Source organism: Okeania hirsuta (assembly GCF_003838195.1).
Taxonomy (GTDB): domain Bacteria; phylum Cyanobacteriota; class Cyanobacteriia; order Cyanobacteriales; family Microcoleaceae; genus Okeania; species Okeania hirsuta.
The window spans coordinates 1-14,101 of record NZ_RCBY01000192.1; the positions used below are offsets into that span (position 1 = coordinate 1).

A 14,101-nucleotide genomic window follows, 5' to 3' on the forward strand; every position below is an offset into this window, starting at 1 on the left:
GAGGCATCATTTGGGTTATGCTTTGGGGCAGTTGGGTAGATGGGAGGAGGCTGTTGTTGAGTATCGGTTAGTGGTGGAGATTAATCCTAAGTCTGCTGTGGTTAGGCATCAGTTGGGGTATGGGTTGATGCGGTTGGAACGTTGGCGGGAGGCGGAGGTTGAGTTGAGGAAGGCGGTGGAGTTGCATCCTGGATCTGCTTTAGTTTGGCAGCAGTTGGGGGATATTTTGTTGGAGTTGGGGGAAAAGGATGAGGCGGTTGAGGTTTATCAGAAAGCTGTAGATTTGGGTTTTGATGGGGTGGATGGACATTACCTTTTGGCAAAAAGAGAGGAGGACAGACAGAAAGCAGAACAAACAGCAACCGATAGCCTCCATAAAGAAAACGAACTGCTTCTACTCCAGCTAACTCAAGCTCAAGAAATGCTGGAAGAATATTATTTGAAATATCAGGAGTTAAGCAATATAAATCTTTAAATAATTCAAATGATAGTATACATCTTATAAAATTGGAAAGTACAACTGGAACAATATGACGCACCTTAACAAAAAATCTGTATTAGTGACAGGATGCTGTGGCACTGTAGGTAAAGAACTGGTACGCCAGCTTACAGAAGAATATGCTGTAGGCGAGCTAATTGGACTAGACAATAACGAATCTGAACTATTTTTTCTACAGCAGCGCTATCAGCAACAGACAAATGTTACTTTCTTTCTAGCAGACATCCGCGATCGCTACAAGCTGATTAGAATGTTTCAAGGTGTACATATTGTTTTTCATGCTGCGGCATTTAAGCACGTTGTACTCTGCGAGCGTTCCCCTTTTGAAGCTGTTCAGACTAATATTAATGGTGTTCAAAATGTCATTGAAGCTGCTTATGAGTCAAAGGTAGAAAGGGTGATTTTTACCAGCTCTGATAAAGCTGTTAATCCTACAAATGTGATGGGAACTTCCAAACTCATGGGGGAAAAGCTGATGACTGCAGCTAGCAGCGAATCCTTGAAGGGAAGTGGGACAGTTTTTGCTTCTACTCGTTTTGGAAATGTTCTTGGTTCCCGAGGATCTGTCATACCAGTTTTTCACGAACAGATTCGTAGAGGTGGTCCAGTGACTCTAACAGACCCGGACATGACTCGTTTTATTATGAGCATTAAGGAAGCTACCCGACTTGTTATTGATTCAAGTATCCTTGCCAAGGGGGGAGAAATTTTTGTTACTAAAATGCCAGCAATTAGGATTCTGGATTTGGCTGAGGTTATGATTCAGCAACTGGCTCCGGTTTACGGCTATCGCCCTGATGCTATTGAAATCGTAACCATTGGGGCTAAACCTGGAGAGAAGTTCTATGAAGAACTGATGAATAGTGAAGAAACTAGACGAACGTATGAATTGAAAAACTATTTTGCTGTTATACCTGCTTTTGGTAGTATTTCTGACAAGATTGAATATGATTATCCAGATATTCTGTCTTTAACGGTTGAAAAGCCCTATAATTCTAACAATGAAAAGCCCTTATCTCAAAAAGAGTTAACGGATTTTCTGCTTGGGAATCAACTTCTGGAAGCAGACTTATTACCACAAAATCTGACAAAACACAATTAGTTCAGAATAATAAACAATATACAATACACAGGAGGCTAGAATACAACATGGCACATATTCTGATACTCGGCGGTGATGGCTATCTTGGTTGGCCCACAGCTATGTACTTTTCCCAACGCGGTTATGATGTCACCGTAGTGGATAACTATTTCCGGCGCAATGCTTGCACTGAATTGGATGTAGGGATGCTTTATAGCTTGCCTACCTTACAGGAGAGAGCCAGTATTTGGCATGAAAAAACTGGTAAAGAAATCAAAGTGGTTATTGGCGATCTGACTAACCCACATCAAATGCGTGCATTTTTTGATGGTAGTGTTTCTTACCAGTGGGCAGTGAATAAAGACTTTACTGGTATCCCAGATACAGTTGTCCATTATGCAGAGCAGCCATCTGCTCCCTATTCTTTGATTAATTACAACTACGCTAGTACCACTATCTCAAATAATCTTCTGGTTACAAATAATCTGATGTTTGCAGTGCGTGATTATTCTCCTAGTACCCACATTATTAAGTTGGGAACGATGGGAGAATATGGAACTCCTAATATTGACATTGAGGAAGGTTGGCTGGAAATTGAACATAAGGGACGCAAAGACAAATTTCTCTTCCCTAGACAAGCATCGTCTATCTACCACACCACAAAAATTATGGATACGGATTTGCTTTGGTTTGGGGTGAGGATGTGGAACTTAAGGGTGACAGACCTAATGCAAGGTCCGGTTTATGGTTTAGAAACCGAGGAGTCTGTGATTGACGATCGCCTGAAGACTCTTTTCAATTATGATGAGGTATTTGGTACAGTGGTCAACCGTTTCATTACCCAAGCTGTTGTTGGTTACCCCCTGACTGTTTATGGAAAGGGTGGGCAAATTCGGGGTTATCTGAATATTAAAGACACACTGCAATGCGTACACAAGTCTGAAATAACGCTGGCAAAATCTGGCGAGCTTCGTATTTTTAACCAAATCATGGAAACTTTCAGCGTTAATCAACTGGCTGAGTTGACTAAGAAGGTAGGCACAAAATTGGGTTATGATGTGGAGATTAAAAGTATCGAAAACCCGCGCAAAGAGTCTGAGGAACATTACTACAATCCAACTTACCAAGGTTTAGTGAATATTGGTGTTGAACCGCACTACCTGACTGAAGAGGTGATGGAAGATATGTTCCGGGTGGTGGAGCGCTACAAGGATAACATTCGCAAGGATGTAATCTTTCGTGGTATCCGTTGGTAATAGAAAGTTATTTCCCATCAGGAATTTTGAAGTAATGAGACAAAATCAGAACGTATTTACAATCTTTGAAGAAGCTCGGAGGTTATATCTCCAAGAGGGGTTTGATGAAGCTCGCGAACAGATGGCTGTATATCGCCAAAGTGTTGATTATGACAGTTTTCCTAAGCAGGATAAAAGGTCACAGAAGTCGGTTCACTTTTCGGTGATTATTGTCAGCTTTAACGCAGGTACGGCGCTGCTGCAATGTCTAGAATCAGTATTCAACCAAACTAATACGGGGTTTGAAGTTATTCTCATAGATAACGGTGGCAATGAAGCACTTCACCAGCAATTAGCTGACTTTCCCATGCTTTGGGTGTCTCCTCCTATAAATTTGTTGGCATCTGAAGGGCGCAATGTGGGGGCACATTTTGCTAGAGGCGATCGCTTGATTTTTCTGGATGATGATGCCACTATGGATTCTGAGTATGTCAGCAACGCACGGGAAGCGATGGAAAACCATGATTTCTTGGCAATTAGAGGTAGAATACTTCCGAGTGTTAATCCACCAAAAGCACGGCCTCCTTTGCACTATGATTTGGGGGTTTATCCTTTACCCGCAGTATTGATTACTGAGGGGAATATGGTGATTCAAAAACAAGCGTTTGTCTCTGTTGGGGGGTTCGATCCGCTGCTTTTTGGTCACGAAGGTGTGGAGTTAACTAGCCGTTGTTTGCAGAAATTTCCCAACAAAGGAATTTATTATTGGCCTAAGTTACTAATTTATCACGATTTTGTCAGTGCTGAGAAACTGGAGGCTAAAAAGGCGCGACAGACTTTGGCTAAGAAATATATTAAGAAGGTTTCGCCTCTAGCTGGGTTTTTGTCTGAGGAGTATCTAATCTGGTATTCTTTACGTCCTGAAGGTTCAGCAGTGGAACCTGTCAGTAGCAAAAATGGCAAGGGGGCAACAGATGGAGTATCTATAATTGTTCGGGCGGGGGAAGATATCCGCCCTGTGAAGAAGTTTTTAGGGTCTTTTGTACGTTATAACACTCATAAGCCTGTAGAGATATTGATGCCTGCGGCTCAACCCCAGGAAGCTCTGTCTGTTATTAAGCCTTTTATTCCCCGTGTGTTTATCAGGCTGCTGCCACCGGAAATTATGTCTGCTCAAGCTCCTATGAGTAAAATAGCCAAAACTGCTAGGTATGGTAAAATCCTCTTTCTGGATGAGTCTGCTGTCTTTGAGAGCGATGTCTTACCGAAACTACTAGAGTGTCTTTTTTCTGCACAGGTAGGATTCATAGGCTCTAAATCTGATGGAGCAAACAGTGACCAACACAAGATTCTGAGTCCCTCATCTCATGGACTGCTCAACAGCTTGTTCTTTCTTTGTAACAAGGCACTTATGGTAGTCCCTAGCGTGGAAAATTTACCTGCAAATATAGCAGTTTATGATTTACTTGAACATTTTATCTCTGTCAAAAAAGACATAACTACCCCAGTAGGGAATATCGTTGACGATTGCAGGTCATTGACAATAAATGATAATCTTGAATACATAAAGTTGATAAATAATGCAATAAAAACTGGGAGACCACCAGTTAAAGAAAAAATTATAGCTGGAATGGCAACAATACCGAGCAGGCTGAATACATTGCCACAAGTGCTAGAGCGTTTAAAACCACAGTTTGATCGCATTTATGTTTATTTGAACGGGCATGAAGAAGTTCCAGAATGTGTTCAACAGGATAACATATCTTATGCCTGGAGTAAAAATCATGGTGATTTAGCTGCTGCCGGAAAATTCTTTTTTTTACCAGAGGCAAAAAATGGTTATTACTTTTCACTAGATGATGACTTCTTGTATCCAGATGATTATTCATACAAGATGGTAACTACTCTAAAAAAATATAACGATAGAGTTCCTGTTTGTGTTCATGGTTCGATTTTTGGAGAACCTTTGGAATGGTATTTTGAGCGAATAGCAGTTTTTGGTTCACGAACTGGTCTTGAGCAGGATCGCTTTGTTACCTTGGCTGGAACGGGAACCTTGGCTTTTCACTGTAATTCAATAAATTTGAATTTTTCTGATTTCAGTCCAACTCCTATGTGTGATTTACAAGTGTCGATTAAAGCCCGGAAAAATGACTTGCCAATCGTTGCGTTGGCAAGAGAAAAAAATTGGCTACAACTAATTGAGGAAGACGCAAGTAAAAATGCTGGTCTAGACTATTGGAATCGAATGCTTATTGATGACAAAGGTAGAACTGAAACTGCGAAGAAATTTAACTGGGGTTTTGACTATTACAAACAAATTATACTAAAGTTAATGAATCAAATTTATCCAAAAATAGATCGTAAAGAATTAGAAGAACATCTATTTGATACCGATTTTATTGTAAGTGCGAGCTCAGACAAGATCCCAAATCATTGGAATCCAGAAGTCAGTATTCTGTTTTATACGAGAAAATATCAGTATTTATTACGAATTCTCAAAATACTTAATTTCGTGAAGCAGCATTCAAAGTATCCTGATTTGCAAAAGCTTTTTCCAAGTAAAAAAGAAGTTCTCATTCCAATCAAAACAAAAGATGTAGCTATATTGAAGGAAAAAACTAGCAAGCTCTTGCAAGAGATAAAAAATTTGGAGTTGGATAAGATCATTATTGACACACAGAAATTTTAGGCGTTGGTGAATCAAGCTATGAAATCTAAATTTGTCAAATATAAAATCCTTTTTAATTAGGATTTAGACAATCGTCATTTCAGGAAAATCATAGCCAAAATCACCAACGCCAAATTTTAAATATATGAATATTTTAGGTATTTCTTGTTTCTACCACGATGCGGCTGCTGCACTTGTAAAAGATGGCCATATACTTGCTGCTGCCCAAGAAGAGCGCTTCACCCGTTGCAAGCACGATCCTGCTTTTCCTACCCATGCAGCTACTTATTGCTTAAGTATGCTCCAGGGTGGTGCTATGACCATAGATGCGGTAGCCTACTATGAAAAACCATCCTTGAAGTATGAGCGACAGCAAGCATTCACACAAAAAGGGCATGGGGTACTGGGGAGTACACCCACAAAATATGCTCAATCAGCAGATCGACTTTTAGCAACTTTTCTAATAGAGCTGGGTATTAATCCCAAGCTAGTTCCAGTGTTGGAATTTACTCATCATTCCAGCCATGCTGCTGCTGCCTTCTTTCCCTCGCCTTTTCCCGAAGCTGCCATTGCAACTATGGATGGTGTTGGCGAGTGGGAGACTCTCTCTATTGCATCTGGACGGGGGGATACTATTGAGTTTCACGAAAACCTACGATTTCCTGACTCAATTGGACTACTCTATGCAGCGTTCACAGATTTTTGTGGCTTTAAGGTGAATTCTGGTGAGTACAAGCTAATGGGGTTAGCACCTTATGGCACTCCAGTCTATAAAGAACTAATTCTGGAGACCATGCTTGTTCGTGGAAATAATACCCTACTCGAAATGAACCGGGAGTATTTTAGTTATGTTGACAGCCAACGCATGACTTCAGAAAAATTTGCAGCTTTGTTTGGTGTTCGGCCTCGTCGCCCCGCACAGCGCCTTTCACAAAAGTATATGGATATTGCGGCAAGCATTCAGGCTGTGACAGAAGACTTAGTGCTTGATGTTGCTCGCCGAGCTAGGGAACTGACAGGGATGGATCGCTTGTGCCTTGCAGGTGGTGTAGCTCTCAATTGCGTGGCTAATAGCAAATTGCTGCATTCGGGCATCTTTGACGATATTTGGATTCAGCCAGCAGCAGGTGATGCGGGAAGCGCTGTCGGTGCAGCCTGTCTTGCTTACCTGAAGCAAATAGAAGCCAACGGGACAACCTCCAAAACCATCATTCCCATGAACAGCGCTTATCTGGGACCAGATTTCGAGGATAAAGAGGTGCTTCAAGCTATTGATTCGAGCGATTTTCGTCCAAATCTTTCCATTCAACATTTTCAAAGTGAGGCCGAGCTTGTTACCACGGCAGCCACCGACCTTTATGAAGGCAAGGCTGTCGGATGGTTTCAAGGGCGAATGGAGTTTGGACCTCGGGCTTTGGGTGCCCGTTCGATTCTTGCGAATCCAATGCTGGAAACTACCCAGCGCGATCTTAACCTGAAGGTCAAATTCCGAGAGTCCTTCCGCCCTTTTGCTCCAGTGGTAAAAGCTGAAAGTAGTGCTGAGTGGTTTAGCCTAGAACGCGAAAGTCCTTATATGTTGCTGGTTGCACCGATCGCCGAGCGTTATCGACTCCCGGTTGATGAATCTTCAAAGGGGTTGGCCAAGCTTTACCATAAACGATCAATCATTCCGGCAGTCACGCATGTTGACTATTCTGCTAGACTTCAAACAGTTAGCAAAGAACAGAATCCAAGACTCCACGCTGTTCTGTCAGCTTTCGAGTCTCTGACCAGCTGCCCCGTACTAGTCAACACCAGCTTTAATGTGCGTGGCGAACCCATTGTCTGTACACCTGAAGATGCAATGCGTTGTTTCTGCGGGACAAATATCGAAGTCTTGTACATTGAGAATTATCGGGTTGAAAAGACAGGTGATACAAAGGTACTCGACTCAAAGTTCTCTAACCAATTTGAAAAGGATTAGTTACGATATGAAAGAAGAAATTAGTTACAATAGGAACAAAGTCCAGAGATACTTTCGGGATAGCATTTGGAAAATGCGTGGCAACCCAGCTTTTCCGGAGCATGATAACCAAGGATTTCGTAATCCAGAGAATCCCGGCAATGATGTTTTTATTGTTGGCGATTCCTGGACTTATGGTGCTTGCCCGGGTGGGGCACTCCTCAAAGAAAAAAGTTGGCCAATCCTGCTATCACAAAATTTTGGCATTAATTGTGCTGCTGCCGGGGGCTGGGGTCCATTCCAATACCTTCTGGCTGTTAAAGAACTGATGCCCGTCGCAACAAAGGTTTGCTTGGTTGGTTTTTATATTGGTAATGACCTGGTTGATGCTTTCGGGTGGACAAAAAACACCCAGTCATCTCTACGCAATCATTTTTGGTGCGATGAATTCGATCAGAAAAGTGATCCTATAACGAAATGGAATAACCGAGTTCGCAGAAGGCAAATACAGGAAATCATGGAAGAAAAGGGGATTTCCGAAACAGAGGCTTTTATTTATGCCCATCAGTGCGATAACATTGACCTAGTTGCTGTTACAATCAAAGGATTTCAACATATTTTCAAGCCCCGGTTGCGTGCAGATACTACTGACTTATCGATTCCAGGAATTCGCATAGGACTCGATATTACTCAATCAATGTTCAGTGAAATTATTGATATTTGTGACAATTATGGCATCGAACCATTTTTCGTTATTTTTCCTAGCAAAGAAGCATCTTTTGCTGCTGCGAATCCTGGTTTACATCACGAAGTAGACACCGTGCTCTCACATGAAGTAAAAGTCAAGAAGGAGCTGAAAGCTTTTTTTAACGAACATTATGTTTGCAATACCGATATGATAGAGGTGCTGTCAAAACAACCGGAGCTTTTCTTCTTCCCAAATAGCCTGGATGGACATCCCAACTCTGAAGGTGCTAAGGTCATTGCTACTCACCTGGAAGAGGTATTGTCTCCGTTGCTAGAAGAATTTGATGAAAACAACTACCCCCTAGCATAACTCGGTATTGTCAGAATATAAGATTATTATGTCTAAAGAAAAAGCAGCAGTACCTGATCTCGATATTAATCGGTATTTTCGCGACGACGAAATCTGGATGACTCGTGGCAATCCCGCTTTTCCGGAGCATGATGCTGCCGGGTTCCGAAATCCAGATAGACCTGGTACTGATATCTTTATTGTCGGTGACTCTTGGACTTATGGACATGGTGTGACCAAGACAGAAAGCTGGCCTATTCTCCTTTCACAAAATTTTGGCGTAACTTGCTGTGCTGCTGGAGGATGGGGTTCATTTCAATATTTTATGGCAGTTCAGGAACTTATGCCTGTCTCGACAAAAATTTGCTTGATTGGTTTTTATCTTGGTAACGATCTGGTTGATGCTTTCAAGTGGACAAAGAATAGCAAGTCACCTCTCCGCCATCGTTTTTGGTGCGATGAATTCGATCGTGTTCCTCTGATAATGAAGTGGAAAGATCGCGTTCGCAATTACCAAATTAGGGAAATAATGGCTGTAGAAAGTATTTCAAAAATAAAGGCTTTTGAACTTGCCCATCAAAGGGATAATATAGATATTCTTGCTTTTAAGATTGAAGGAATCCCACAAATTTTTAGGCCACGTCAGCGAGCAGAACTCATCAACCCGGAAATTCAGGCAGTTCGTGTTGGACTCGAGCTGACAAAGGCAATGTTCGTTGAAATTATTGATATTTGCGAAAATTCTGGAATTGAGCCATTGTTCGTAATTTTCCCAAGCAAAGAAGCATGCTTTGCTGCTTCGAGACCAGGTTTACATCCTGAAATGGATATTGTTTTATCGCATGAAGTGGAAGTCAAGAAGGAGCTGAAAGCTTTGTTTAGGGAACATGATGTCAGCAACACCGATGTGATAGAGGTGCTGTCAAAACAACCGGAGCGTTTGTTCTTTGCCAATAGCCTGGATGCACATCCTAACTCTGAAGGCACTAAGGTCATTGCCACTTATCTGGAAGAGGTTTTATCCCCATTGCTAGAAAAATTTGATAACAACAACTTACATACATTTAAAATAAATATGCAAGAAACAAAAACAAAGCGTGTTATTGTTGTACTAGGTGCTGGCAGGTCTGGAACATCACTATTGATGCAAGTTTTAGTGTCTATGGGTATGAGGATTTCGGAAAACTTAATTACGGCAAATATCAGTAACCCTGAAGGACCGTTAGAAGATTTAGACATCTTTGAAACACATAAAAATCTGTTTAATGAGCTTGGTGGGCATCGTCATTTACCGTTACCTGATAAATGGGTGAATAGTAATCCAGTAAAAAAAGCTAAGTTAAAATTAGAACATATTCTTACCCAACGCATTAATTTAGATAACACTATATGGGGATTCAAAGATCCACGAGTTAATTCATTTCTTCCTCTATGGTTTAGTTTGTTCATTTCTTTACGCATTATTCCTGTTTTTGTATTGGCTGTACGCAATCCAAAGGCTGTAGTTACTTCTTTTTTAAGACAATATAATCATCCTACATACATATCTGAGTTAGTCTGGTTAACTCGCACTATTGACGCACTGCATCACACTGCTGCTGATTGTTTCATTGTCCACTACGAAGATTGGTTCACCCAGCCTAGTAAATTAGCTCAGGAACTTTTGAAATATACAGGTTTAGACGAATATTTCACTGGCAATGTAGACGAAGTTTTGAAAGACATTATCAAACCTAATTTAAATCGCTCAGTACATGAAGAATATCAAGTACAAAATAAATATGTACTCAAACTCTACGACGCACTCAAAGAATGTCGAGGCGCAGACTTTGATCGCGCCCGCCTCATGGCTGTCGTCAAAGAATGCCGCCAAGCAATGGATGAGTTCAAAGGATGGTATTTAATCGCCCAAGAAAACATTGCCCGCGTTTCAACCCTACGAGAACAACTTCAGACTGCCAAAGAAAAACAAGCCGAAATCCCTGAGCTACGAAAACGCATCCGAGAACTCGAACGGGAAAATCAGCGATTATCAGAAATGGAAAAAGAAATCCTGCGTGCCGATCAAGCACTTAATCATCTCCAGGAACTGTATCCACAAAATCCTACCCACGATCGCCTCTGAAAGTCGCGAAGTAGTAGACCGACTCTTTCGCCTTACTAAATAGACATTCTCATTTATCTGAGTTTAACACTAAATTGATAACCCTTTGAGTATTAAGAGAAGATATTTGTCCAATTTGCTTCTTGACTCGTGACTTCAGCAAAGTTCTCTGGGGATTATTTGCAATTTCCATAACCGCAAAAGCCAATTTAAAATACTTTAAAGACAGCTTGTACCGACGGGCAACTGCAGCCCCTCGTCCAAGGAGATTATATATGCCAGAAGTCAAAACTCGATAAACTAGGTTATGGCTGCAACCCCATTCTAGGGCTAAATCTGTACAGCGTCGTAAAGCATTTATATTCCCCAGTTGTTGATAACCTGTAGCAACTAACAGAGCTAGTTTAGCACGTTCGGGACGCTGAAACAAATCTGCCTTGTCCAACTGAACTAGAGCTTCCCAGTCGCCAATGTACCAAGAGTTACGAACACCAGTAAATGTGGCAGAACAACCAAACCACTTATGTAAGCCAGAAACAATCATTTGACTGATACTCTGTTCGCTCAAACCCCAATCTAATGCAAGACCAATGCAATCTTGTGCTGCCTGAATATCGCCTTGGTAAAGGTGAGCGATCGCCACAAAAACGGCAACTTTAGCTCTTTCCGGCTGGTTACTTAATGTTTCAGGAGTTAGCTTTGCCAGGTTATCCAAGTCACCAAACTGCCATTGAGAGTTTGTTTCCTCTGGAAAGTGTAAATTCTCTGGGAAAAGCTCACCATTTATAGTTGGTGCAGAGAGATTTGAAGCGCATCCTTCGTGCTTACCATTCAATTCACATAACAAATTATTCTTGCTCAGAACCGCTTGCTTAAAATAATTAATAGCCTCTTCAAAACCACCTTGCTGAATAAATAAACGACCTAAATTTATATAAAACCAAGCAGAATTAGGATTAGTTTCAATCGCCTTTCTATATTCAACAACAGCCCCTTCTAGGTTCCCCTGTTTTACAAGAGCATCCCCCAAATTATTATAAGCCCAAGCAAAATTAGGATTAATTTTAATAGCCTGATGATAAAGAGCGATCGCCTCATCCAACCGCCCCTCTCTCTTCAACCTATTAGCCTGCTTCAACAACTGTCCAGCACTCATACCCTTATTACCCATAACAACCCATAAATCTACTCAAAAATATTATCTTCTATCCTAATAGCAAAAGACTGTCTCATATTATTTATTCTAATATGGGTTGGCAAAGCCCAGCGGCAGCTACATCCCACTCTTCCTCCACTTCCTTAAACCAATCTTCTGAGCGATCATTATGCCAAGCATTATAATAGTTATTTTTGGCTATTTCTAATCCGCTCAAGGTCTTGCAAAAATTCCTCCCGCGTTACTCCCTTAAGTAACTCTTCTCGTTCTTTAGTGTAATCACCATACCCCCATCCCACTTGTTGTAAAAAACGAATAGTATTAATTTGGCCTAAATTATCCACCAAAACTTGATAACCTTTTCTTCTAAGCTCAACTGGTTTCATTCTCTATCTCACCTTGTTCTTGAAAAATACTCATTAACCAATTAACAGGATTGCTTAATTTTATTTGGAGTAATTCCTGATAATTATTTGCCTTTTTCAGCAAGCGGTCATCTGTCGTTAAAAAAACATCAGCCATTGCTTTTTCAGCACAGGCAATATGGAAAGAGTCATACAATCCAAATCCTAATTTTTCTAATGTTTGCGACCGCTCCCGAATAATACTATCAATGGTAACTTTTATTGTAGCCATTTGTAAGATTTTCTGGATATTTTCTAACTTTTCCACATCAGTCATTTTTTCTAATTCTAGAGCGATCGCTTCACTGGTAATAAGTTGCCAATCTCCAGAGCTAATTCTAGCTGCAATATTGAGAACTGCTTCTCCTTCAAAGCGAATACGCTCTTGCGTCCAATCATCAAAAGGGCGGTTTAAGCAGCAGACATCAAAATAGATTTTCAACTTCATCACCCCCTATTTTCAATTAATTAGCCTCCAATATTTTTGTCGTTAAATTGAACAACTCTGTAACCCGCATCCAAGAATTGTACCACAAGCAATATCAGTTTTTTTATTATCTTATTTCTCAAAGAAAAAGACTATCTAATTATCATCAACTTATGCCATCACAAATCAACAGGAATAATCAAATCTATAGCTTCATTTCTATTTTTTCGATAAATCCGAAAATCACTATCCAACGTTAAAACTACGCTTTCTGGAATTAACTCACTCATTCTCACCAAACAAGCATCTGCCAAAGACATTGGTACATTTTGATAGCGCTTCATTAATGCTTCAACTTCTACCATTTCATGTGTTAAAGAAAAAGGAATTGTTATCTGCTTTGTCTGTAACAAAGAAAAAATAAATTCCACAGCTCCATAAGTGCCTTTGAGCAAAAAGTAAGACTCAACAATTACGGCTTCACAACTCAATAAAGGAGGATTAATTTTGCTCAACTCAACTTTCGCCCATTCGTGAAATTTATCGCTTTTACTCAAGTAAGCTACGACAACACCTGTATCTATAATGACTTTTTGACTCATTATTTACCAATATTTTCCAAATACTTCTTATTAGTTGACAAGTCACTGGGCAAACCATCAAGAGCGCCTGCCATTTCTTTAGTTGCTTCATAGAAAGAAACTTGTTTTTCCTCTTCTTTGCCCGATGAATTTTCCGAATTACTCCAAGAATTTTGACTTAGCAAAAAATCTAGAAAATCCCGAAGGCTTTGGCGTTGTTTTGATGAGAGTTGGCGAAATTTTTCTAGCATAATTTTATCTGCATCGCTGAGTTGATTCATAGCAATAATTTCCTATAATATTTAGGTTATTTTAAATTAATAAGTAATAACAGATAAATTGATTATTAGCAATATCCTGCTAAGGAATTTGGCAGGATTTAATCCCCTCATCCAACCTCTCTGCTCTCTTCAACTGATTGAAGAAGGCAGAAGCGGTAGACCCCTAGGCTCCGCCAACGCTCCTTAATTACCATTAAATAGTGTACCATAAATCATACCAGTTCAAAAGAACATATAACCATGAAATTTATCAGCCCCAAAACCGACTTTGCCTTTAAAAAAATCTTTGGTTCTATTCACAGTCAAAACATTCTCATCAGCTTTCTCAATGCCATAGTTTATAACAATCAAAATATTATTCAATATCTCAAAATAATTAACCCCTATAACCCTGGAGTCACTAACACTATAAAAGAGAGTTATTTTGATGTAAAAGCACTTTTATACAATGGTTCTACCGTCATCATTGAAATGCAAATATTGAACGTAGAATATTTTGAAAAACGAGTAATTTATAACTTAGCTAAAGCGTATGGAAATCAATTAGATACAGGGCAAGGTTATATGATGTTGCAACCTTTTATAGCTTTAACGATCGCCGACTTTGTTTTATTTGAAAAGACAGTTGAAGAAGGAGACAGGAGACAGGAGACAGGAGACAGGAGGAAAATTACATGGGGATTC

Annotated in this window: 13 protein-coding genes; 8 read left to right on the forward strand and 5 right to left on the reverse strand. The window is 40.3% G+C overall.

The window, feature by feature from the left end:
• From D5R40_RS24210 to D5R40_RS24240, 7 genes are all read left to right on the forward strand, one after another.
• Positions 1-475: tetratricopeptide repeat protein (locus D5R40_RS24210; protein ID WP_124155333.1), on the forward strand; the 475-nt coding region annotated here is incomplete at its 5' end.
• 55 nt (positions 476-530) lie between these two features.
• Positions 531-1,601: an SDR family NAD(P)-dependent oxidoreductase gene (locus tag D5R40_RS24215; protein WP_124155334.1), complete on the forward strand. Its 1,071-nt coding sequence runs from the start codon at positions 531-533 to the stop codon at positions 1,599-1,601.
• A gap of 47 nt (positions 1,602-1,648) precedes the next feature.
• Positions 1,649-2,836: an NAD-dependent epimerase/dehydratase family protein gene (locus D5R40_RS24220; RefSeq protein WP_124155335.1), complete on the forward strand. Its 1,188-nt coding sequence runs from the start codon at positions 1,649-1,651 to the stop codon at positions 2,834-2,836.
• A gap of 34 nt (positions 2,837-2,870) precedes the next feature.
• Positions 2,871-5,507 carry a glycosyltransferase family 2 protein gene (locus D5R40_RS24225; RefSeq protein WP_124155336.1) on the forward strand — a complete coding sequence of 879 codons (2,637 nt, stop codon included), beginning with the start codon at positions 2,871-2,873 and terminating at the stop codon, positions 5,505-5,507.
• Positions 5,508-5,631: 124 nt separating this feature from the next.
• Entirely contained in the window at positions 5,632-7,449 is a 1,818-nt protein-coding gene (locus D5R40_RS24230) for a carbamoyltransferase family protein (protein WP_124143503.1), read from the forward strand.
• 7 nt (positions 7,450-7,456) lie between these two features.
• Positions 7,457-8,485 (forward strand): hypothetical protein, encoded by a 1,029-nt coding sequence (locus D5R40_RS24235; RefSeq protein WP_124143504.1) that lies wholly within the window; start codon positions 7,457-7,459, stop codon positions 8,483-8,485.
• 28 nt (positions 8,486-8,513) lie between these two features.
• Positions 8,514-10,589 carry a sulfotransferase family protein gene (locus tag D5R40_RS24240; RefSeq protein ID WP_124143505.1) on the forward strand — a complete coding sequence of 692 codons (2,076 nt, stop codon included), beginning with the start codon at positions 8,514-8,516 and terminating at the stop codon, positions 10,587-10,589.
• A gap of 49 nt (positions 10,590-10,638) precedes the next feature.
• Here the strand turns inward: D5R40_RS24240 and D5R40_RS24245 are convergent, their stop codons facing one another.
• The 5 genes from D5R40_RS24245 to D5R40_RS24265 form a co-directional block, all read right to left on the reverse strand.
• Positions 10,639-11,739, reverse strand: a complete 1,101-nt coding sequence (locus D5R40_RS24245; RefSeq protein ID WP_205127687.1) for a tetratricopeptide repeat protein — start codon at positions 11,737-11,739, stop codon at positions 10,639-10,641.
• 173 nt (positions 11,740-11,912) lie between these two features.
• Positions 11,913-12,110 (reverse strand): hypothetical protein, encoded by a 198-nt coding sequence (locus D5R40_RS24250; RefSeq protein ID WP_124143506.1) that lies wholly within the window; start codon positions 12,108-12,110, stop codon positions 11,913-11,915.
• Positions 12,097-12,576 carry a PIN domain-containing protein gene (locus tag D5R40_RS24255; RefSeq protein WP_192901047.1) on the reverse strand — a complete coding sequence of 160 codons (480 nt, stop codon included), beginning with the start codon at positions 12,574-12,576 and terminating at the stop codon, positions 12,097-12,099. The genes D5R40_RS24250 and D5R40_RS24255 overlap by 14 nt, the downstream gene beginning before the upstream one ends.
• 158 nt (positions 12,577-12,734) lie before the next feature.
• Positions 12,735-13,157, reverse strand: a complete 423-nt coding sequence (locus tag D5R40_RS24260; RefSeq protein ID WP_124143508.1) for a type II toxin-antitoxin system VapC family toxin — start codon at positions 13,155-13,157, stop codon at positions 12,735-12,737.
• On the reverse strand, positions 13,157-13,417 hold the full coding sequence (locus tag D5R40_RS24265; RefSeq protein WP_124143509.1) for a hypothetical protein: 261 nt from the start codon (positions 13,415-13,417) through the stop codon (positions 13,157-13,159). The genes D5R40_RS24260 and D5R40_RS24265 overlap by 1 nt, the downstream gene beginning before the upstream one ends.
• A gap of 240 nt (positions 13,418-13,657) precedes the next feature.
• Between D5R40_RS24265 and D5R40_RS24270 the strand changes: the two genes are divergently transcribed.
• Positions 13,658-14,101, forward strand: a 444-nt coding sequence (locus tag D5R40_RS24270; protein WP_124155338.1) for an Rpn family recombination-promoting nuclease/putative transposase, incomplete at its 3' end; no start/stop codon positions are given.

Coding starts and splice junctions, on each gene's coding strand:
- D5R40_RS24235 (WP_124143504.1), top strand. CDS start 7,457: ATGAAAGAAGAAATTAGTTACAATAGGAACAAAGTCCAGAGATACTTT.
- D5R40_RS24255 (WP_192901047.1), bottom strand. CDS start 12,576: ATGAAGTTGAAAATCTATTTTGATGTCTGCTGCTTAAACCGCCCTTTT.
- D5R40_RS24265 (WP_124143509.1), bottom strand. CDS start 13,417: ATGAATCAACTCAGCGATGCAGATAAAATTATGCTAGAAAAATTTCGC.
- D5R40_RS24250 (WP_124143506.1), bottom strand. CDS start 12,110: ATGAAACCAGTTGAGCTTAGAAGAAAAGGTTATCAAGTTTTGGTGGAT.
- D5R40_RS24220 (WP_124155335.1), top strand. CDS start 1,649: ATGGCACATATTCTGATACTCGGCGGTGATGGCTATCTTGGTTGGCCC.
- D5R40_RS24240 (WP_124143505.1), top strand. CDS start 8,514: ATGTCTAAAGAAAAAGCAGCAGTACCTGATCTCGATATTAATCGGTAT.
- D5R40_RS24230 (WP_124143503.1), top strand. CDS start 5,632: ATGAATATTTTAGGTATTTCTTGTTTCTACCACGATGCGGCTGCTGCA.
- D5R40_RS24225 (WP_124155336.1), top strand. CDS start 2,871: ATGAGACAAAATCAGAACGTATTTACAATCTTTGAAGAAGCTCGGAGG.
- D5R40_RS24260 (WP_124143508.1), bottom strand. CDS start 13,157: ATGAGTCAAAAAGTCATTATAGATACAGGTGTTGTCGTAGCTTACTTG.
- D5R40_RS24215 (WP_124155334.1), top strand. CDS start 531: ATGACGCACCTTAACAAAAAATCTGTATTAGTGACAGGATGCTGTGGC.
- D5R40_RS24245 (WP_205127687.1), bottom strand. CDS start 11,739: ATGGGTAATAAGGGTATGAGTGCTGGACAGTTGTTGAAGCAGGCTAAT.